Source organism: Streptomyces sp. DH12 (assembly GCF_020873895.1).
Taxonomy (GTDB): domain Bacteria; phylum Actinomycetota; class Actinomycetes; order Streptomycetales; family Streptomycetaceae; genus Streptomyces.
Map to the genome: position 1 here is coordinate 35,263 of NZ_JAHWGT010000012.1, position 19,347 is coordinate 54,609.

Annotated in this window: 11 protein-coding genes, 2 tRNA genes and 1 pseudogene; 5 read left to right on the top strand and 9 right to left on the bottom strand. The window is 77.7% G+C overall.

The window, feature by feature from the left end:
• Positions 1–78: 78 nt before the first annotated feature.
• Together LPA54_RS13170 and LPA54_RS13175 are read left to right on the top strand one after the other, a co-directional pair.
• On the top strand, positions 79–837 hold the full coding sequence (locus tag LPA54_RS13170) for an IclR family transcriptional regulator (RefSeq protein ID WP_228977063.1): 759 nt from the start codon (positions 79–81) through the stop codon (positions 835–837).
• 175 nt (positions 838–1,012) lie between these two features.
• A tRNA-Lys gene (locus LPA54_RS13175) sits at positions 1,013–1,086 on the top strand.
• A gap of 110 nt (positions 1,087–1,196) precedes the next feature.
• On the opposite strand, the gene LPA54_RS42645 is transcribed toward LPA54_RS13175, so the two are convergent.
• Positions 1,197–5,555 carry an SPFH domain-containing protein gene (locus LPA54_RS42645; RefSeq protein WP_306806495.1) on the bottom strand — a complete coding sequence of 1,453 codons (4,359 nt, stop codon included), beginning with the start codon at positions 5,553–5,555 and terminating at the stop codon, positions 1,197–1,199.
• Entirely contained in the window at positions 5,552–6,895 is a 1,344-nt protein-coding gene (locus tag LPA54_RS13185) for a peptidoglycan-binding protein (RefSeq protein WP_228977066.1), read from the bottom strand. The genes LPA54_RS42645 and LPA54_RS13185 overlap by 4 nt, the downstream gene beginning before the upstream one ends.
• 206 nt (positions 6,896–7,101) lie before the next feature.
• Between LPA54_RS13185 and LPA54_RS13190 the strand changes: the two genes are divergently transcribed.
• The 3 genes from LPA54_RS13190 (at position 7,102) to LPA54_RS13200 (ending at position 11,435) form a co-directional block, all read left to right on the top strand.
• A tRNA-Lys gene (locus LPA54_RS13190) sits at positions 7,102–7,175 on the top strand.
• A 277-nt stretch (positions 7,176–7,452) separates the two neighbouring features.
• The gene (locus LPA54_RS13195) at positions 7,453–9,483 is read left to right on the top strand and encodes a glycosyltransferase family 2 protein (RefSeq protein WP_228977068.1); all 2,031 of its coding nucleotides are present in this window, start codon (positions 7,453–7,455) and stop codon (positions 9,481–9,483) included.
• Positions 9,480–11,435 carry a galactose oxidase early set domain-containing protein gene (locus LPA54_RS13200; RefSeq protein WP_228977070.1) on the top strand — a complete coding sequence of 652 codons (1,956 nt, stop codon included), beginning with the start codon at positions 9,480–9,482 and terminating at the stop codon, positions 11,433–11,435. Before LPA54_RS13195 ends, LPA54_RS13200 begins: the two co-directional genes overlap by 4 nt.
• 264 nt (positions 11,436–11,699) lie before the next feature.
• Here the strand turns inward: LPA54_RS13200 and LPA54_RS13205 are convergent, their stop codons facing one another.
• The 7 genes and pseudogenes from LPA54_RS13205 to LPA54_RS13235 all read right to left on the bottom strand — a co-directional run bounded on the left by LPA54_RS13205 (position 11,700) and on the right by LPA54_RS13235 (position 19,329).
• Complete coding sequence (locus LPA54_RS13205) at positions 11,700–12,713, bottom strand: glycoside hydrolase family 6 protein (protein WP_228977073.1); 1,014 nt, start codon at positions 12,711–12,713, stop codon at positions 11,700–11,702.
• A 304-nt stretch (positions 12,714–13,017) separates the two neighbouring features.
• Complete coding sequence (locus tag LPA54_RS13210; protein ID WP_228977074.1) at positions 13,018–13,683, bottom strand: class F sortase; 666 nt, start codon at positions 13,681–13,683, stop codon at positions 13,018–13,020.
• Between the two features lie 2 nt (positions 13,684–13,685).
• The gene (locus tag LPA54_RS13215; protein ID WP_228977076.1) at positions 13,686–14,276 is read right to left on the bottom strand and encodes a hypothetical protein; all 591 of its coding nucleotides are present in this window, start codon (positions 14,274–14,276) and stop codon (positions 13,686–13,688) included.
• A 113-nt stretch (positions 14,277–14,389) separates the two neighbouring features.
• Positions 14,390–15,169 (bottom strand): HAD-IIA family hydrolase, encoded by a 780-nt coding sequence (locus tag LPA54_RS13220; RefSeq protein WP_228977078.1) that lies wholly within the window; start codon positions 15,167–15,169, stop codon positions 14,390–14,392.
• An 80-nt stretch (positions 15,170–15,249) separates the two neighbouring features.
• Positions 15,250–16,811, bottom strand: a pseudogene (locus tag LPA54_RS13225) (alkaline phosphatase family protein).
• A 363-nt stretch (positions 16,812–17,174) separates the two neighbouring features.
• Entirely contained in the window at positions 17,175–17,957 is a 783-nt protein-coding gene (locus LPA54_RS13230; protein ID WP_228977080.1) for a hypothetical protein, read from the bottom strand.
• Between the two features lie 103 nt (positions 17,958–18,060).
• The gene (locus LPA54_RS13235) at positions 18,061–19,329 is read right to left on the bottom strand and encodes an ROK family transcriptional regulator (protein ID WP_228977082.1); all 1,269 of its coding nucleotides are present in this window, start codon (positions 19,327–19,329) and stop codon (positions 18,061–18,063) included.
• Between the last annotated feature and the right edge of the window lie 18 nt (positions 19,330–19,347).

The window sequence follows — 19,347 nt, forward strand, 5'->3', positions numbered from 1 at the left end:
CAACAGGTGGCCCGTAACCGGCCCTTGGCGGTTATCGTGGTACGGAAGCTTGCGGTCACAACCTGGTAGGGGGAAACCGTGGCGCTGAAGCCTGAGCCGACCACGCCGTTCCACTCGGTGCAGTACGCCCTGCGCGTGCTCGAAACGGTGTCCCGGCACGGCAGCGGGGTCACCGACGTCCAGATCGCGCGCGAGACCGGGCTGCCCACGGCGCACCTCACCCCGCTGCTGCGGATGCTGCGCCGCGAGGGGTACGTGGAGCAGGTCGCCGACGGCGCGTACATCGTGGGGGACTCGCTCGTCCTGCTCGGCTCGGGCGTCACCCGCCGCGAGGCCCTGCAGGCCAAGCTCCAGGAGACCCTCACCGAACTGCGCGACTCGGTCGGCGCCGCCGTCTACATCAGCCGGTACATCGACGGCGAGGTCAAGATCACGCAGATGGCGGACGGCCCGCACACCCCGAAGGTCAACGAGTGGGTGGACTTCCGCTCCGCCGCGCACGCCAGCGCGGTCGGCAAGTGCCTGCTGACCCAGCTCGACCAGAACGGCCGGCGCGACCACCTCGCCCGCCACAAGATCGCCCGCCTGACCTCGCGGACGATCACCAGCGAGCGGGTCCTCTTCTCCAAGCTGGACAGCCAGCCGCCGACCGTCCCCGTCCTGGACCTCCAGGAGTACGCCGTCGGCACGGTCTGCGCGGCGGTGCCGCTGACCGCCGGCGCGTCGGTCGGCTGCCTCGCCCTGTCGCTCCCCATCGAGCACGCCCACCGGCTGCGCTCGGCGGCCGACACGCTCAACCGCAAGGCGGCGCCGGTGGTGCTCTCGCTGGCGCTGTAGGGGGTGGGGGCCGCAGGGGTGCGGGGCTCTGCGAGCAGAGGCCGGCGCCGACTCCCACGGAGCCGCCCGCGCGGCGGGTGGCCCGCTAAACCTCCCGAGGCCCGGATGTGATCCGGATCACGGCCGTGCGGTCCGAAGCACCCCTCGGACCAGGTAGTATTTACTCCGTCAGCAGGCGCCGCTAGCTCAGTTGGTTAGAGCAGCTGACTCTTAATCAGCGGGTCCGGGGTTCGAGTCCCTGGCGGCGCACAGACACGGGAAGGCCCCTCGCGGAAGCGAGGGGCCTTCCCGCATGTCCGGCGCGTCCCCCGGCTGCCGCCCGGGAGCCGGGTGGGGCGGGCCGGGCGGGCCGGGTGGGGTCAGGAGCCGTCGGTGCGGCCGCCGTGCCCCGTGTAGAAGGCGACCGTGAGGTCCTTCACCAGGGCCTTGCGCTCGTAGTCGTCCAGCTCCACCAGGCCCCGGTCGGTCAGCCGGTGCACCATGTCGTCCACGGCGTCCACCACCGAGGTGAGGACCGCGTCCCGGTGCTCCGCGTCGATCGCCGCGATACGGCGGCGGCGCATCGCGGACGCGATCTCCGGGGCGTACTCGATCCGCGTCGGCTGCGCCGAGAACACCTCCACACCGACCGGGGCGCACTCGGCGGCCACCGTCCGGGTCAGCGCCTCACCCACCGACTCGGCGTCCCGCAGCGTCGGCGTGCCGCCGCCGCCCTGGAAGGCGTCGGCCGGCAACTGCGACACCACCCGTGCCAGCGCCGCCTCCACCTGGTCGCGCAAGTACTCCTCGTGGTCGGCGACCGCCAGCGCGGCCCGGGCCGTGTCCCCGACCCGCCACACCACCAGCACCACCACCCGCAGGGCGGTGCCGTTCGCGTCGACCGCGGGCAGCGGCTCGCTGCGCCAGTGACGCAGCCGCACGTCGATCCGGCGGCGCACCAGGGCCGGGTTCAGCCACACCAGGCCCGTCCGGCGCACCGTGCCCCGGTAGTCACCGAACAGGGTGAGCACCCAGGCGTGCCCGACCCGGCCCCGCGCCAGTCCACCGAGCGCGAACAGCGTCAGCAGCGCACCGCACACCAGCAGACCGGACGGCCCCGCCGTCAGGCCCGCCGGAGGCACGCGCGGCAGGCCGAACACCCGCCCCACCAGCTCAGGGAGGACGCCCGCCCACCACAGGGCCATGCCGCACGCGACGAGCGCCGCGGCCCCGGCGAGCACGCCCACCCAGCCCGGCAGCACCGCCCCGGGCCGCTCGGCGAGCCGCGGCTCGGCGCCGGGCACGGGACGTGTGCGCCGTCGGCCGACCGGCGCGACCGCGGCGTGCCGTCCGCGTCCGACCCCGGCGGACCGCCCTTCGGCACGCGGCGCCGTGGCGGCGGGGTCTCCCGGCGCCCCGCCCCCGCGCGCCTCGCGCGTCACGGTGTCGGGCCTGCGGGGACCGCCGTCCTCCGGGCGCCGCGCCCAGGAGGGGCCGCCGGTACCGCCGCCGGAGTACGCCCCGTACTGCGGTACGCCCCATGCCGGGGCGGCGTCGGCGGCGCCCCGGGCCTCGCCCGGGTGCGGCCCCGGCAGGGGGCCGGCCGGCGGGGGCGGGGCGCCCGGCGCGCTCCGCGCGGACGGGCGGGTCCCGGCACCGCCGTCCGGCGGAACCCGGTCGCCGTGCCCGGCGGCCACGCCGCCGTCCGCCTCCGCCACGGCGGCGGCCCACGGGACACGACCGGGCTCCTCGGCACCGCCGGGAACCCACCGGCCGCGGTCATCGGCGCCGGCGGCCGCCTCGGCCGGTACCGCGGCCGGCTCACCGGCCGCGCCCTCGACCGCCCGGCCGACCGGGCCGGCAGCCGTCCGCGACGCGTCGGCGGGCCGCTCACCGGCAGCCGGCGCCTCCGCACCGGACCCGCTCTCGGCCATCCGGGCGCCCGGGCCGGGGGGTGTCCCGGGCGCGGCCGGGGTCTCCGGCGCGGCCAGTCTCTGCGGCTCGTCGGGCGTCTGCGCTGCGGGGGACCTCTCCGGCTCGTCGGACGTCTGCGGCTCGTCGGGTGTCTGCGGCTCGTCGGCGGGCCGGTCGGCGTCCTCCGCCGACTCCCGGCGGGCCGGGGCCTTGCCCGTACGGTGGAACAGCCCACCGAGGACACCCGCGAGGGGGCGTCCGGTGGACGCCGACGCCTCAGGTTCCTCCACGTCCTCCGCCGCCCGACCACGTGAACCGCCGGACGCCTCCGGCGCGTCGGCGGGCCGCTCACCGGCGACCGGCACCTCCGCGTCGGGCCCGGTCGCCCGGGCGACCGGACCGGGGCGCGTCTCCGGCGCGGTGGCGGGCGGGCCGCCGGGCACCGCCGGCGCCCAACCGAGCGGGACCTCGCCCTCCCTGGTGGACGGGCCCGTAGGGGCCTCGGCCGCCGGACGTCCGCCGGACACCGCCGCCTCAGGGGCAGCGGCGTCCTTCACCACCCGGGCGACCGGACCGGCGGGCGTCTCCGACGCGTTGGAGACCCCACCGGCAGTCGACATCCCGGCACCGGCCACACCCTTCGCCGCCCGGGCGGCCGGGCCCGCGGGCGTCTCCGGCGCGGTGGCGGGCGGGTCGCTCGGTACCGCCGGCACCCGACCGGCCGGGGAGTCGCCCTCACGGGCGGACGGGCTCGATGGCCCCTCGGCCGCGGGGCGCCCGCCGGACACGTCCGCATCGGGTCCGGTGACCCGGGCGACCGGACCGGGGCGCGTCTGCGGCGCGGTGGCGGGCGGGCCGCCGGGCACCGCCGGCGCCCAACCGGCCGGGACCTCGTGCTCACGGGCGGACGGGCCCGTAGCGGCCTCGGCCGCCGGACGTCCGCCGGGCACCGCCGCCTCAGGGGCAGCGGCGTCCTTCACCACCCGGGCGACCGGACCGGCAGGAGTCTCCGCCACGGCGGGCGTCCCACCGGCAGCCGGTGCCTCCGCGCCGGCCACGTCCCTCGCCGCTCGGGCACCCGGACCGGCGGGCGTCTCCGGCGCCGCGGCGGGCCGCTCGTCCGGCGGCGTCGGCGCCCAGCCGGCCGGTGCCTTGCCCGTACGGGCGGACGGGCCGGTAGGGACACCCGGCCGTACGGGGGCGGACGGGCCGGTGGGGGCGTCCGCAGCAGGACGGCCGGTGCCCGACACCGCCTCCGGGGCGGCCGCGTCCTTCGCCGGCCGGGTGCTCGGGCGGGTGGGACTCCCCGGTGCGGTGGGCGGCCGGTCGCCAGGTGCCGCCGGTCCCCCGTCCGTCGGGGCGTGCGCCTGCGGCGGGCGGGTGGGTGCCTTCGGCTCGCGGACGACGGACGGCGCCCCTTGCGGCCGCGCCGAGGTCGTGCCCGTGGCCGCGCCGGCCGCGGCCTCGTGCCGCTCCGGGCCCGCCGGGGCCTTCGCCGGACGGGCGGTCGAACCGCTCGGTGGTTCCGGCGCAGCCGTGGGCCGGGGGGCCGAAGCCGCCTCGGGGGCCGGAGCCTCGGCCACGGAGGGGAACCAGCCGGTCAGGGCCTCCGCCGGAGCAGTCGCGCCCGCGGCGGTGGCCGGCGCCGCCGCAGACCGGTCCACGGCCGGGGGCGAGGCGACGGGTGGGGGCGTGGCGGGGGCCGGGGGCGAGGCCGGGCGGGTCGGGGCCGGGGTCCGGTCCGCGGTCATGCCGCGCGTCGAAGCGGTGGCCGTGCCCCCCGCCGTCCGGGCGGCGGAACCGGTGGACGTCTCCGGCGCCGTCGCGGGCCGGTCGGCGGCCCCGGCCGCCGCTGCCGGGCGTCCGACGCGCACCTCCGTACCCCGGCGCAGCGACTCCGCCGGAGTGCGCAGCGAGGGGCCGCGCCCCGTGGGCGGGTCCGTGGGGGGGCGCTCGCCGCGCGGGTCCCCGTGGTCCTCGCCCTTCTTCGGGGTGGAGCGGGAGGCGGACGGGCGGAGGAAGTCCGGCAGCCGTCGGGCCGTCCGCGCGGGAGCGTCGCCGGGTGCCGGACGGCCCCGGTCGGTGCCCCCGACCGGGGACGCGGTGGGCGGCGCGGGCGGCTCCGGGCGGACCGGGGACGCGGTGGGCGGCGCGGGCGGCTCCGGGCGGACCGGGGGTGAGTCGGGGCGGGGCGGCGCGGTGCCCCGGGGGTGGGACGCCGCCTGGGCCGCGGCCACCGGCGGGGGCGACCCCGCTCCGGGCGGGGCCGACGCCGCGGCCCCGGTCGGCGTCTGGGCCGTCCCGGCCGCAGGGCAGGCCGGTGTCGACGTCGGCCGGGCCGGTACCGGGCGGGTGGCGCCGGGTGCCGGGGGCGGGGCCGGGCGGGTGTGCTGCGGGTGGGGCGCGGGGGTGAAGCGGGGTGGTCTGCGGGTCGTCGTCTCGGGGTTCAGCAGGTCCGGAAGGTACGGGTCCGGGTCCGGGGCGGCGGGCGGCGGGGCCACCGGGGGCGGCGCGTCGAGGAGCATCCGCGCGCCGTGGCCCAGCAGGTCCGGCACCTGGGGCTCGGGCGGGGTGTGGTGCTCGGCGCGGAAGAACGGGTGGGCCGGGATCGGGCCGGTTCCGCCCGGGCCGGTCACACCCGGGCCGGCCGTGCCGCCGGTCGTGCCCGGGCCGGCCGTGCCGCCGGTCGTGCCCGGGCCGGCCGTGCCGCCGGTCGCGTCCGGGCCGGCCGTGCCGCCGGTCAGGGGGGCGCGGCGGCCGGGCGCGGGCCCGTCCGTGGGTGCCGCGGTGTCGGGTGCGTGTCCACGCTCGTCGTGCTCGGTCATCGGAAGAGCCGCCTCCATGTCTCCGGGCCCGGGTAGCCGTCGGCGGCGGCGCCGCGCCAGCCCTGGGCGCGCTGGAAGTCCTGGACGTTGCGCCGGTCGGCCTCGCTCCAGCGCGGGCCGGGGCCGTCGGTGTAGTGCCTGCCGTGGCCGCGCTGCACCAGCCGGCGGCCCAGCGTCTCGACGTGCTTGCTGGACCGGCCCGGGCGGAAGTGGGCCCGCCCGGGGTAGGGGGGCGCCGTCGCCCGGCTCTTGGCCTGGGGGATGTCCCGGCCGCGGCCCGTGGTGAGCAGGCGCCAGGTGTGCGGACCGGGCAGGCCGTTCGCCTCGGCGCCCCGCCAGCCCTGCGCCAGCTGGAACGCCCGGGTCGCCCGCCGGTCGGCGTCGCCCCAGCGTGGGCCGGGCCCGTCGGTGTAGAAGCGGGCGCCGCCGCGTGCGACGAGCATCCGGCCCAGGCGGGTGACGTGGGGGTTGTGCGCGCCGGGGCCGAAGTGGCCGGCGCCGGGGTAGGCGCTCGACGCGGGGGCGCCGCCGACGGGCGTGACGCCGGACTCCGCGACGAGGCCCAGGTAGCGGTAGGCGACGTACCGGTCGGAGTTGGTCCAGTACGCCAGCGGGGTCGTCTGGCGGCGGGTGTGCGGCTTGGTCTGCTCGTACGCGGTGTAGTGCGTGCGCTTGTGGTCCGTCCAGCCGCCGAAGATCGTGACGTGTGAGCCCTTGGTCGGGTTGTCGGGGTTGTGGAACAGGAGGATGTCGCCCGGTTCCAGGTCAGCCCAGGCGATCTTCTCGCCGAAGCGGTGGAGGCTGCCGGTCCACTCGTTGGCGGGCAGGTTCCACGCCATGGAGACGTAGCCGGAGCAGTCCTGCCGGTAGCCGTCGGTCCAGTACTTCTCCATCGAGTACGGGACCTTCGCCGTGACCCACTTCTTGGCCCGGTTGATGATGTCGGCGCGGGTGGTCTCGGGGAGCTGCCGCACGGTGACGGGCCCGGTCGTCGGCCCCGCCAGCGGTCGGCCGTGCAGCCCGGCGGCGCCGCCTTGCGGGGTGTCGCCGTCCGCCGCGTGGCGGGCGTGGCCCACGGCGCCGGCGGCCGGGAGCCCCGGCGGCGCCGCGTGCGGCGGGTGGCCGGCCGGGTGGGCGGCGCCGCCCGCCGTGGTGGTGCCGCCGCCGAGGACGGCCCCCGCGGCCGTCGCCAGCACGAGCGCCCGGCGGGCGCCGTGGGCGGCCGGGTGGCCCCCCGCGCGCACGGCCGGGCGGAGGGCGTGCTCCCGCCGCTGCCGGGCGCAGCCGGGGCAGGGGCAGTCGGCGGCGGGCACGTACTCCTCGAAGACCGGGACGGTCATACGGTTCCCCTCCACACTGGGCAAGTTCTCTCCGTACTGGTGCACGCGCGCCAGCCTCCCAACTGTCCGGACACCTCGTATTTTGACGGTCAAAAGGGAAAAAACGACCATCCGACAGGCGCATCGGGGCGGGAATTTTCCGACCGCCTCCCGGCGGGCGGCCCGGAGCACCCCGCAGCGTCGGGTAGAGTTGTGCAGGTCAGCAGGCGCCGCTAGCTCAGTTGGTTAGAGCAGCTGACTCTTAATCAGCGGGTCCGGGGTTCGAGTCCCTGGCGGCGCACGCGAGATCGAGGCCCCCTCACGGCGAGTGAGGGGGCCTCGATCGTTCCCCCACCCGCCCGGCAATCGCACATGCGTCCGGGTATGCCGGTTTTTCACCCTTGCGAACATGAATGTGCTCGTCCACGCTGTGTTCCAGCCGTGACCCCCCGCAGCTGACCCGAGGGGGTGTCAGGTCACCGGCGCGTCCCGACCGCCGTCCCCGTCCCCGCTCCCGGGTGCGGGCGGTCGCCGCGCTGTGACCGGTCAGCAGCGACGCGCGTGCGGGGGGATGGCCCATGACGTGGACGCCGAAGGGCGCCCGGCGGGACGGCGGCACGCCCCCGGCCCCGCCCCCGCGAACGGCCCCGCACCCCGCCCCGCCACCAGGCACGCCCCGCCCGACGGCCCGCGCCCGTACCGCGCCCGGCCCCCCGCCGCGGTACGACTACGAGCACCACAGCAGACTCGCCGGCCCCCTCACCCACCCCGACCCGGCGGCGGGCCCCTACCGGGTCCGCTACCGCTCCCTGCTCGCCGCGGAACCGCACCGCGTGCGCGCGGCGCTGCTGCTGTGCGCCGCCCCGCTGGTCTCACTCGGGCTGTTCGGCTGGCTCGTCCAGCCGCGCCACTGGTCCGTCGGCGGGCCCCGCGCCGCGGACGGCCGCCTGTTCGCCCTGGACCTCGTCATGCTCGTGTCGATCGGCCTGATCGAACTGTTCCGGGCCCTGAACGTCCTGTCGGTCGCGCACGCCACGCTCGTCGCCCGCGACCCCGTGCCCGTGGTGCCGGAGGCGGGCACCCGCGTCGCCTTCCTCACCTCCTTCGTCCCCGGCAAGGAGCCCCTCGCCCTGGTGACGCGGACCCTGGAGGCCGCCGTCCGGGTCCGGCACCGCGGCGTGGTGCACGTGTGGCTGCTCGACGAGGGCGACGACCCGGACGTCCGGCGGGTCTGCGCCCGGCTCGGCGTACGCCACTTCTCCCGCCGGGGCGTCGCCCGCTGGAACCGGCCCGCCGGCCCGTACCGCGCCCGGACCAAGCACGGCAACTACAACGCCTGGCTGGAGGCGCACGGCGCCGGCTACGACCTCCTCGCCTGCGTCGACACCGACCACGTGCCGCTCCCCAACTACCTGGAGCGGATGCTCGGCTACTTCCGCGACCCCGACGTCGCCTTCGTCGTCGGACCGCAGGTCTACGGCAACTACGACACCTTCGTCACCAAGGCCGCCGAGTCCCAGCAGTTCCTCTTCCACGCCCTCGTCCAGCGCGCCGGCAACCGCTACGGCGCCCCCATGTTCGTCGGCACCTCCAACGCCGTGCGGGTCAGCGCCCTGCGGCAGGTCGGCGGACTGTACGACTCGATCACCGAGGACATGGCGACCGGCTTCGAACTGCACCGCCACCGCAACCCCGCGACCGGCCGCCCCTGGCGGTCCGTCTACACCCCGGACGTCCTCGCCGTCGGCGAGGGCCCCACCTCGTGGACCGACTTCTTCACCCAGCAGCTGCGCTGGTCCCGCGGCACGTACGAGACGATCGCCCGCCAGTACCGCAAGGGCTGGGGAACGCTCCGGCCGGGCCGGCTGCTCCACTACACCGCCCTCATGGCCTTCTACCCGACGGCCGCCCTCAACTGGCTCCTCGCCGCCCTCAGCTGCGCCCTGTTCCTCGGCGCGGGCGCCTCCGGACTGCGCATCGACCCCGTCGTGTGGACCATGCTGTACGGCAACGCCTCCGCGCTCCAGCTCGGCCTGTACGTCTGGAACCGCCGCCACAACGTCTCCCCGCACGAACCGGAGGGGTCCGGCGGACTGGCCGGGATGGTCATGTCCGCGCTCTCCGCCCCGCTCTACGCCCGCTCCCTGACCGACGCCGTGCTCCGCCGCCCCAGCACCTTCGTGGTGACCCCCAAGGGCGAATCCGCCAGCCCCGACACGCTCCTCGGCACCTTCCGCACCCACCTCTGCCACGCCCTGCTCTTCGGCGGGTGCCTCACCGCGTCCGCCGCGTCCGGCCACCACCACCCGGCGATGACCGCCTGGGCCGTGCTCGCCCTGGGCCTCTCGCTCGCCCCGGTCGTCGCCTGGCGCTGCTCCGCACACGCCGCCCGCCGCGCCCGGCGCCGCGAACGGCGACGCACCGCCGGTACCGCCCGCACTCCCCGCACCACCGGTACCGCCCGCACTCCCCGCATCGCCAGTGCCGCCCGTACCGCCGCGCCCCCCGCGGCCGCGCTCCGGGCACGGCCACGTCCCCGGCCGCGGCCGGGTTGGGCGGTCGCCGGGGACGAGGGCCCCCACGCCGCCCTGGGAGGCCACGACCGATGAGCGCCCCGCCCGTACGGCCCCACCACCGCAGGAACCGGGCCCGGCGGCTCCTCGCCACGGCCGCGGTGGCCGCCGCCGTCGTCGGGTTCAACGGCCCCGCCCTGTACCGGTACGGCGCCGAGCGGTACCGCGACCACGCCGTCGACCGGCCCGCGTACAAGGCCGGCCACGGCCACTGGGACCTCCTCGACGTCCCCGCCGGCGTCCGCGTCAACGCCATCCACGCCGCGCTCCTGCACACCGGCAAGGTCCTGCTGATCGCCGGATCCGGCAACGACCAGCGGAACTTCGACGCGAAGCGGTTCGAGTCGCTCCTGTGGGACCCGCGCACCGGCCGCTTCCGCAAGGTCCCCACCCCGGCGGACATGTTCTGCTCCGGCCACACCCAGCTGCCCGGCGGCCGGCTGCTCGTCGCGGGCGGCACCAAGCGGTACGAGACGCTGGAGGGCGACGTCACCCGCGCCGGCGGCCTGATGATCGTCCACAACGAGGACCCGGACAAGCCGGTCACCCTGCCCGCGGGGACCCGCTTCACCGGCCGGACCAACGGCAGGACGTTCGTGTCGCGGGACCCCGTCCTCGTCGAACGGGCCCGCAAGGTCCTCGACCCGCGCACCGGCAGGTTCCTGCGCACCGAGGCCGGGCTCGGCCGGACCTACGTCGAGGCCGGGCGGCCCGGCAAGCGGTACGCGACGGGCGCCGAGGACACCTACCGCGTCCACGGCCTCACCGGCGCCGACGCCCGCAACGTCTACGGCACCGCGCAGAAGCTCGCCCTGGACAAGAAGGACTTCCAGGGGATCCGCGACGCCTTCGAGTTCGACCCGGTCGCCGAGCGGTACGTCCCGGTCGACCCGATGAACGAGGCCCGCTGGTACCCCACGCTCACACCCCTCGCCGACGGCACGGTCCTCGCCGTCTCCGGCCTCGACGAGATCGGGCAGGTCGTCCCCGGCAAGAACGAGGTGTACGACCCGGCCCGGCGGACGTGGACGTACACGCCGACCGAGCGGCGCTTCCCCACCTACCCGGCGCTGTTCCTCCTCGACGACGGCCGGCTCTTCTACTCCGGGTCCAACGCCGGGTACGGGCCCGCCGACGTGGGCCGCGCCCCCGGAGTGTGGGACGTCCGCCGGAACACCTTCCGCGAGGTCCCCGGCCTGACCGACCCGCACCTGATGGAGACCTCCGCCACCGTCATGCTGCCCCCGGCGCAGGACCAGCGCTTCCTCGTCGTCGGCGGCGGCGGGGTCGGCGAGTCACCCCGCTCCAGCGCCCGCTCCCGCCTCGTCGACCTGAAGGACCCCTCGCCCCGGTTCCGCGACGGCCCCGCGCTGGAGCGGGGCACCCGCTACCCGAGCGCCTCCCTGCTCCCCGACGACACCGTGCTGGTCACCGGCGGCTCCGAGGACTACCGGGGGCGCGGCGCGTCCGACATCCTCCAGGCGCGCACCTACGACCCCCGGACGGGCCGGTTCCGGCGGGTGGCCGACCCGCGCGTGGGCCGCAACTACCACTCCGGGTCGGTGCTGCTGCCCGACGGGCGCGTCATGGTCTTCGGCTCCGACCCGCTCTTCGCGGACCGCGAGAACACCCGGCCCGGCACGTTCGAGCAGCGCGTCGAGGTGTACAGCCCGCCCTACCTCTTCCGGGGGCCCCGGCCGCGGGTGGTGTCCGCGCCGCGGCGGGTCGCCCGGGGCGACAGCGCCGTGCTGCGCACCCCGGACGCGGCCCGGGTGCGGACGGCGCGGCTGATGCGGCCGAGCGCCGTCACGCACGTCACCGACGTCGACCAGCGGTCCGTCGCCCTGGCCGTCGAGCGGACCGGCCCCGACACCCTGCGCGTGACCGTGCCGGCCAACCGCGCCCTCGTCCCGTCCGGGCACTACATGCTGTTCGTCGCCGACGGCCGGGCCATCCCCTCGGAGGCGGTGTGGGTGGAGGTGCCGTGACCCGCCGCGCTGGGGCCCCGGGGCGGCGCGGGCCGGGCGGCGTGCGGGCGGCGCGGGGGTGCCGGGGGGCGGCGCGGGGTGGGGGCGGCGGTCGGGGCGCGGGGTGGCGGCGGTCGGGGTCCGGTGCGGGGGTGGCGCGAGGGCCGGGGCCCGGTGCGGGGTGGTGATGGCCGGGGTGACCTGCGGGTGGCGGGAGCCGGGGCGTGGGGTGGCGGGAGCCGGGGCGTGGTGCCGGGGGGGGGAGAGCCGGGGCCCGGTGCCGGGTCAGTGACCGTTGCGGGCCAGTTCCAGGGCGTACGGCGCGAACCACTCGCCCGCCCGCGGGCCGCCCCGGCACGGGCCGTCCGACTCGCCCGGTCGCTTGACCCACAGGTGGGCGTCGACGAGCGGGTCGCCGGTCCGGGTGGTCGGCGGCTCGCCGAGGGCCCGGCCGGGCGGGTTGCACCACTCGCCGGCCGGGTGCGGGCCGTTGCCGTTGCGGCCGGTGTCGATGACGAAGTGCTTGCCGCCGGTCAGCGCGGAGATCCTGCGGCCGTACGCCCGGGAGGCCGCCGTGGTGTGGAAGTTGGCGACGTTCACCGCGAAGCCGTCCGCGTCGGCGAGGCCGGCGCGCAGGAGCGGGCCGGGCAGCGCCTCGGGGCGGCTCCAGCCCGGGTTGCCCGCGTCCAGGTAGACGCGGGTGTGCGGGAGCCGCGCCAGCCGCCGCACGGCGCCGGCGAGGAGCGCGTACCGCTCCTCGTGGTATCGGGGGCCGGTGCAGCCGTCGACCATGTGCATCACCGCGTCGGGCTCCAGGACGACCGCGGCGCGATGGGCGCCGACGCCCCGGGCGACCGCCTCGACCCAGGCCCGGTACGCCGCGCCGTCGGGGGCGCCGCCCGCGGAGTGCTGCCCGCAGTCGCGGTGCGGGATGTCGTACAGGACGAGGAGGGGGGTGCGGTCCGCGGCGGCGGCGGCCGCGGTGACCCGGCGGGCCTCACCCTCCGGGTCGCCGGTGCCGATCCACACGCCGGTCGGTCGGGACGCGATCCGGTGGACGAGGGCGGCGGCGCGCGGCTCGCCGGCGCGGCGGTGGCCGGCCGCGCGGCGGGCGGCGTTGCCGTCGGGGTCGACCCAGAACCGGTCCGCCGCCCTGGGCCGGTGGTCCGGGTCGCCGCCCGGTCCCCCGGTGCCCCCGCCGTCCCCGTCGGAGGAGGTGCAGGCGGCCATGAGCAGGACCGCCACCGCCCCGACGGCGGCCATGCCCGCCCGGACCCAGCCGCCGCGACTGCCGTACATCGACTCCCCCTTGGGTACGTCTGACGACCCGTTCGGCGGCCATCCTGGCACAGCGGGGGCGGCCCGGCCCCGGCCCGGTCACCGGGGCCGGCGGCGGCGGTCGGCGGGGCTGCCCGGGCGGCCGGTGGGTGGGTGGCGGGGGCGCCCGCGGCCGGTGGGGGGGCGGCGGGGCTGCGGGGGGTCGGTGGGTGGGGTCGGGGCCGCGGCGGCCACGGGAGCGGCGGCGAGAGCCGTGGCGGGCGCTTCCCGGCCCCCTGCGGGGGAGGGGGGTGCCCGGGTCCGTCGCGGGGGTTCCCCGGGCAGCTCAGCGCACGGCCGTCAGGTACGCGGAGACGACGACGTTCGCCGTGTACGTCTCCGTCGCCCGGTCGAAGGTGCCGCCGCAGGTGATCAGGCGCAGTTCGGCGCGGGACGGGTCGCGGGGCCCGTACGCCTGGTCCGGGTCGAAGCCGTGCCGGGACAGGACGCGCACCTGCTCCACGGTGAACTCGGCGACGGAGCCGTCGGCGCGGCCCACGCGCACGAGCGAGCCGGGAACCAGCCTGTCCAGGCGGTGGAAGACCGCCGGCGCGGTGTCGGTGTCGACGTGGCCGACGAGGAGAGCGGCGCCGCGCGCGCCGGGCCGGGTGCCGGCGGCGTACCAGCCGACCGTCCTCGGCATCTGGAACGGCGGCGGTTCGACCGCCCCGCTCTCCTCCAGGCCGCGCGGGACGACGGGGGCCTCGACGCCGAGCGAGGGGACGTCCAGGCGGAGCGGCCGGGACGCCGCGACGGGCTCGTGCGGGGGTGGCAGGGGCACGCCGCGGGGACGGCCCACGGCGGCCACGTCACCGGTGGTCGGGGCGGACAGGCCGCCCTGGCCCGCGGTGACCTCCTTGCCCCACAGCCACATCAGGACCAGGACGAGCGCCCAGGTCACGCCGACGAAGAGGCGACCGGTGCCCGTACCGGAGGTCGCGCCGCCCCGCACGGTCAGTCCGCGCCGGGTTCGCTGCGCCGGCGCGTGGAGCGCACGGCGACGGCGACGGCCGCGACGGCGGCGAGCGCCAGGCCGACCAGGGTGTGGCGGGTCCCGGGGCCCTGCTCGGCGACGCTCGGCGCGGCCGTGAGGGGCGCGGCGACGGCCGCGCCGCCGCCCCCGGCGCGTACCGGGGCGTGGGGGCTGGGCGGCGGTTCGGGGGAGACGTGGACGCGGCCCGCGTCGCGGTGCTCGCGGCCGCCGCAGACGACGGTGAGGGGGTGGCTGCCGGCGGCGAGGTCGGAGCGGACGGTCGTGTCGCCGTACAGCGGTCCGCCGTCGCCCTTGCCGCCGGACAGCTCCGCGTCGGCGACGAAGGCCGGGGAGCGGACCGCGCCGCCCGGGCCCGCGCAGCCCTCGACGCGGAGGTCCACGTCGGCGCCGGGCGCCGCGGTCGCCGGGGTGACCGCGGCGGTGACGCGGGGGCCGCCGTCGGCGGCCGGGTCGCCCGCGGGGGCGGCGGCGAGGGCGGTGGGGGCGAGGGCGACGACGAGGGCGACGGCCGCCCCGGCCGCGGGACGGACTGCAACCAGTCGTGGACGCATCGTGAACCTCCTGGGGCAAGATTCGCCCCGTTCGGCGCACCGCGCATCCGCAGGGGCCGCCCGCCCCGGGCCCTACCGGCCGGTAGGGCCGGTTGACCTGGCGACTCGGCGGCTCAGACGCGTTCGACCAGATCGGCGATGGAGTCGACCACCGACGAGGGCCGGAACGGGTAGCGGTCGATGTCCGCCGGGGTGGTGAGCCCGGTCAGGACGAGGAAGGTCTCCATGCCGGCCTCCAGGCCGGCGAGCACGTCGGTGTCCATCCGGTCGCCGATCATGGCGCTCGTCTCGGAGTGGGCGCCGATGGCGTTGAGGCCGGTGCGCATCATCAGCGGGTTCGGCTTGCCGGCGAAGTACGGCTCCTTGCCGGTCGCCTTGGTGATCAGCGCGGCGACGGAGCCGGTCGCGGGCAGCGGGCCCTCGGTCGACGGGCCCGTCTCGTCGGGGTTGGTGCAGATGAAGCGGGCGCCGGCGTTGATCAGGCGGATGGCCTTGGTGAGCGCCTCGAAGCTGTAGGTGCGGGTCTCGCCGAGGACGACGTAGTCGGGGTCGTGGTCGGTGAGCACGTACCCGATGTCGTGCAGGGCGGTGGTCAGCCCGGCCTCGCCGATGACGTACGCGGTGCCGCCGGGACGCTGGTCGTCGAGGAACTGCGCGGTGGCGAGCGCGGAGGTCCAGATGTTGCGGACCGGCACGTCCAGGCCCATGCGGTACAGGCGGGCGTGCAGGTCGCGGGCGGTGTAGATGGAGTTGTTCGTCAGGACGAGGAAGGGCCGCTCGGTGTCCCGCAGTTTCCTGATGAAGGCGTCGGCACCGGGGATGGGGACGCCCTCGTGGATGAGGACGCCGTCCATGTCGGTCAGCCAGGATTCGATCGGCTTGCGCTCTGCCATGGGGCGGGACTCCTGCCGTACAGATACCGCATGTGTGCTGGGGGCGCCGCGACAGCGCTGTGGCGGCGCCCCCAGCGTAGTCACGATGTGCGGATCTCGACCCCGTCGACCACCCAGTACCAGTTGTTCGACCCGGTGTAGTGGAAGCGGAAGGAGACGGCGGAGGCCCCCGCGGGCACGTCGACGGTGAGCGCCTGCGGCTGGGCGACCGCGTCGGCGGTGTAGGCGCGGACGAGGACGGGGGTGCCGCCGTTGAAGGAGGCGAGGACCTGAGCGGTCTGCCCGGCCTCCTGCCGGTAGTGGGTGGTGAAGTGGAGCGTGACGCGCTTGCGGCCGGCCACGTCGTACGCGGGGGTGACGAGCGTCGAGTCGAACCGACCCGAAGTGGCCTTGTCGGCCCATTCGTCGGAGTCGGCGACGGCGAAGACGCCGCGGGAGCGGACGTTCAGCTCCCGCCACTGGTCGCGCTGGGTGCGGGACCAGAAGTCGTCGGTGGCGAAGGTCCAGCCCCGCCACTCGGCGACGCCGCCGGTGCCCATGGCGCCGCCGACGACCGACCAGCCGCGGGGCGGGGTGTGCGTGTGGCCGAGGACGCCGGCCGGAATGCCCGTCTCGTCGACCCGCCCGGACAGCGAGCCGTACAGGGTGTCGAACGGGTCGGTGGAGCGCTGCTGGATCGGGCGGCCGTCCAGCCCCCAGGACGGGTCGGGGGCGATGCCGAGCTGGTGGAAGACGGTCGCGGCGACGTCGACGAGCCGGGTGTCGTGCGGGCGGGCCCCGGCGGCGATGCCCGGCCCGGTGGCGAGGACGAAGGTGGACCGCTCGGCTATGGAGCTGCCGCCGTGGCCGCCCGCGTCGAGGTGGCCGTGGTCGGTGCAGACGATGACCGTCCAGCGTTCGGCGGCGCGGTTGGGGCGCGCCTCGATCGCGGCGAGCATCCGGCCGAGTTGGGCGTCCTGCACGGCGAGGGCGTCGAGGTAGCGCTGCCCGGTGCCGTGGGAGTGCGCCACGACGTCGGTGTTGCCGAGGTAGACGAAGGCCACGTCGGGGTTCTGGTCGCGCAGCACGGAGACGGTGGTCGCGGTGATCGTCTCGTCGTGGGCGACGTACCCGTCCCGGTCGCCGTCCAGGACGACCTTGGCGTCGGCGCCCGCGGTGACCGTGCCGTGGGTGTCGAGCGGCTTCCAGTCGACGGCGGCGTACAGGGACAGCTGCGGGCGGACCTGGTGGAGGCGGGCGAGGAAACCGGGATAGCGGCCGTAGTCGCGGCCCGCGAAGGAGTTGTCCCGCACGCCGTGCTTGTCGGGCCAGACACCGGTGGAGACCGTCGACCAGCCGGGGCCGGAGGAGGTCGCGGCCATGGGCGGGGCGTAGAGCAGCGACGTCCCGAGGGTGCCGGCCGCGGCCATCGCCTTCAGGTGCGGGGCGGTGGCGGCGCCGACGCGGTCGTGGCGCAGCCCGTCCATGCCGACGACGAGCACCTTGTCGGCGCTCGTACCGGCGGGCAGCTCGGGCGCCGCGACCGCGCCGGCCGCCCGCGCGGCAAGGCGGCCGCGACGCCTCCACCGGCCGCACCGGCGGCGACGGCGAGGGCGGCGGACGCGGTGAGCACGGTACGGCGGGGTATGCCGGGGATCGGCACGGTCTCCTCCAGGGGATGTGACGGTATGGGGGGTGGGGGCGGTGCGGGTGTGCGGTCGTGCCGGGACGGGGTGCGGGGGTGCCGGCGGGGTGCGGGCCGGGGCGTCGCGGGGGCCCATGGTCGCGCCGGTCGGCCGCGGAGACCAGGTACGCGCGGTGAATTCCTGACGGACGGTCACCTTCCGGGGAGTGGCCGCGTCCCGGCGGGGCCCGTACGCCCGCCCCGGGGGCTCGACGGGAGGTCAGCGCGCCCCGGTTCGGCGGCGGAGCGCCTCATGGGTGGCCGGCCGTCACCGGCCGGCGGGGAGCCCGGCTGCGGCACACGGACCGAGCGCCGCGGGCCGGTCGGCCGGCGGGCGGCCGGTCAGCGGCGGCGGTGGTGGCGGGTGAGGTAGACGGCCGTCGCGCCGAGGGCCACGCAGGCGGCGGCCGTCGCGGACAGGGGGACGACGTGTGCGGCGGCGCGGCGGCCCGTGCTGGCCAGCTCCTCGGGGAGGATGCCGGGCGGGCGCTGGGGGGCGACCAGGGTGAAGCGGTACGACGGGGAGGAGCCGACCCAGTCGCCGTCGTCGCCCCTGCGCTGTACCACCGCGGCGTGCGCGGTCACCTCGTCGAGGCGGGCGTCGGCGGCGAACGCGAGGTGCACCGGGACGCGGACGGTGCCGCCCGCCGGGACGGCGAAGCCCGCGAAGGTCCGGTCCGTGTCGTCGTCGAGCACGGCGACGATCTCGTCGTGGTCGGTGTGCTCGACCCGCACCGGGCGCGGCGGGCCGTCCGGAGCCGTGGAGAAGCCGAGCCGGACCTGCGCCGGGGTCAGCGTGCCGGACCCGCCGGCGAGCACGATCACCGGGTGGATGTTGCGGCACGGGTGACCCGTGGTGTTGGTGAGGTCGACGTACCAGGTGCTGGGCGCCGCGCCGGGGTGGTACTCGGCGGGGCCGGCGGAGATCCGGGTACGGAGGGGGAAGTCGCGGGCGGCGGTGTCGCCGCAACTCGCCTCGCGGCCGGCGACGGTCACGTCGCGGGGCGGGCGGCCCGTGGCGGCGACGTCACGCGGCGGCTGCGCCAGGGCGAGCGCGGGGCCCGCGACCACCGCCGCCGCGGAGACGGCCGCCGCCGCGGCGGCCAGGGCGGTGCGCAGTCGCATGGGAGGGCCTTTGCTGCTCGCCGACGGTCGTCCCCACAGGTCTCCCACCGCCTCCGGGGCGGCCCCCGCCGGTACGGCGGGATCCGCCCGAACAGCGCAACGGTCAGCGGCCGAACAGCGGCGCCAGGACCAGTTGGGCCGCGCCCTCGGCGACCAGGTCGGGCGTGCCGGCGGCCAGGGCGACCGGCACGGGCGGCTCGCCCGCGCGGCGCGCGCGGTCGGCGAGGGCCGCGCCGACGCCGCGTACGAAGGGGTCGGGCGCCGCCGCGACGACGCGGCCCCCGAGCAGGATCCGGTCGACGTCCAGCAGCCCGGCCAGGTTGGCGGCGCCCGCGCCCAGGACGCGCGCCGCCTCGTCGAGGTCGCCGCGGGCGACGGCGGCCAGGCACAGCGCCTCCAGGCAGCCGCGCCCGCCGCATCCGCACTCCGGGCCGTCGAGCTGCACCGTCTGGTGGCCGAACTCGCCCGCGCCCGTGCGCGCGCCCCGGTGGAGCGTGCCGCCGAGCACGAGGCCGGCACCCAGCCCCGTACCGACGTGGAGGTACGCGAACGAGGCGGCGGGGACGTACGCCGCGCGGTCGGGCCCGTCGGCGGGGGTGCCGCCGGGGCTGCCGTGGAGGGTGCCGGGCCGGGCCGGGTCGCCGCCGTCCCCGCCGGGGGTGCCGTCGCGTCCGGAGGTGCCGTCGCGTCCGGCCCGGGCCTCGCCCCCGGCCGCCTCGGCGTCGTCCGCTCGGAGGGCGAGGGCCAGGGCCGCCGCGTTCGTGTCCTTGTCCAGCGCCACCGGCACCTCCTCCCCCAGCCGCTCCGCGAGGGCGCCGCGGGCCGCGGCGCGCAGCGGGAAGCCGTCCCACGCGGGGAACCCGGTCACGCGGTGCGGCACCCCGGCGGAGTGGTCGAGCGGTCCCGGCATGGCGATGCCCACACCCGTCAGGCTGCCCTCCCGGCGCAGGGCGGCCACCTCGTCGACGGCCGCCGCGAGGACCGCTTCGGGGCCCGCGCCCAGGTCCAGCGGCCGGGTGCGCGCGGCGACGGTCCCGCCCGCGAGGTCGAGGAGGACGGCGGTCAGCTCGTCCCGGTCCAGGTGGAGCCCGACGGCGTGGGCGGCGTCCGGGACGAGCCGCAGCAGGGTGCGGGGCTTGCCGCCGGTGGGGGCGCCGCGCCCGGCGCCGGCGGCCAGGCCCTCGTCCCGGAGCCGTGCGGTGATCTTGCTGACGGCCTGCGGGGTGAGCCCGGTGCGCTCGGCGAGCTCCAGTCGGCTGACGCCGGCGGCGCCCGCCGCGCGCAGCAGGCCGAGGACGCGGGCGGTGTTGTGGCTGCGCAGGCCGGAGAGGTTCACCCGGCCATTCTGCGGGCCCGGCTTGCGGTAACGCAACAGTGTTGCTTAAGTGGC

Excerpts from the sequence above, each read along its gene's own strand:
- LPA54_RS13220 (WP_228977078.1), bottom strand. The coding sequence starts at position 15,169 with ATGGCAGAGCGCAAGCCGATCGAATCCTGGCTGACCGACATGGACGGC.
- LPA54_RS13195 (WP_228977068.1), top strand. The coding sequence starts at position 7,453 with ATGACGTGGACGCCGAAGGGCGCCCGGCGGGACGGCGGCACGCCCCCG.
- LPA54_RS13205 (WP_228977073.1), bottom strand. The coding sequence starts at position 12,713 with ATGTACGGCAGTCGCGGCGGCTGGGTCCGGGCGGGCATGGCCGCCGTC.
- LPA54_RS13230 (WP_228977080.1), bottom strand. The coding sequence starts at position 17,957 with ATGCGACTGCGCACCGCCCTGGCCGCCGCGGCGGCGGCCGTCTCCGCG.
- LPA54_RS13185 (WP_228977066.1), bottom strand. The coding sequence starts at position 6,895 with ATGACCGTCCCGGTCTTCGAGGAGTACGTGCCCGCCGCCGACTGCCCC.
- LPA54_RS42645 (WP_306806495.1), bottom strand. The coding sequence starts at position 5,555 with ATGACCGAGCACGACGAGCGTGGACACGCACCCGACACCGCGGCACCC.
- LPA54_RS13215 (WP_228977076.1), bottom strand. The coding sequence starts at position 14,276 with ATGCGTCCACGACTGGTTGCAGTCCGTCCCGCGGCCGGGGCGGCCGTC.
- LPA54_RS13200 (WP_228977070.1), top strand. The coding sequence starts at position 9,480 with ATGAGCGCCCCGCCCGTACGGCCCCACCACCGCAGGAACCGGGCCCGG.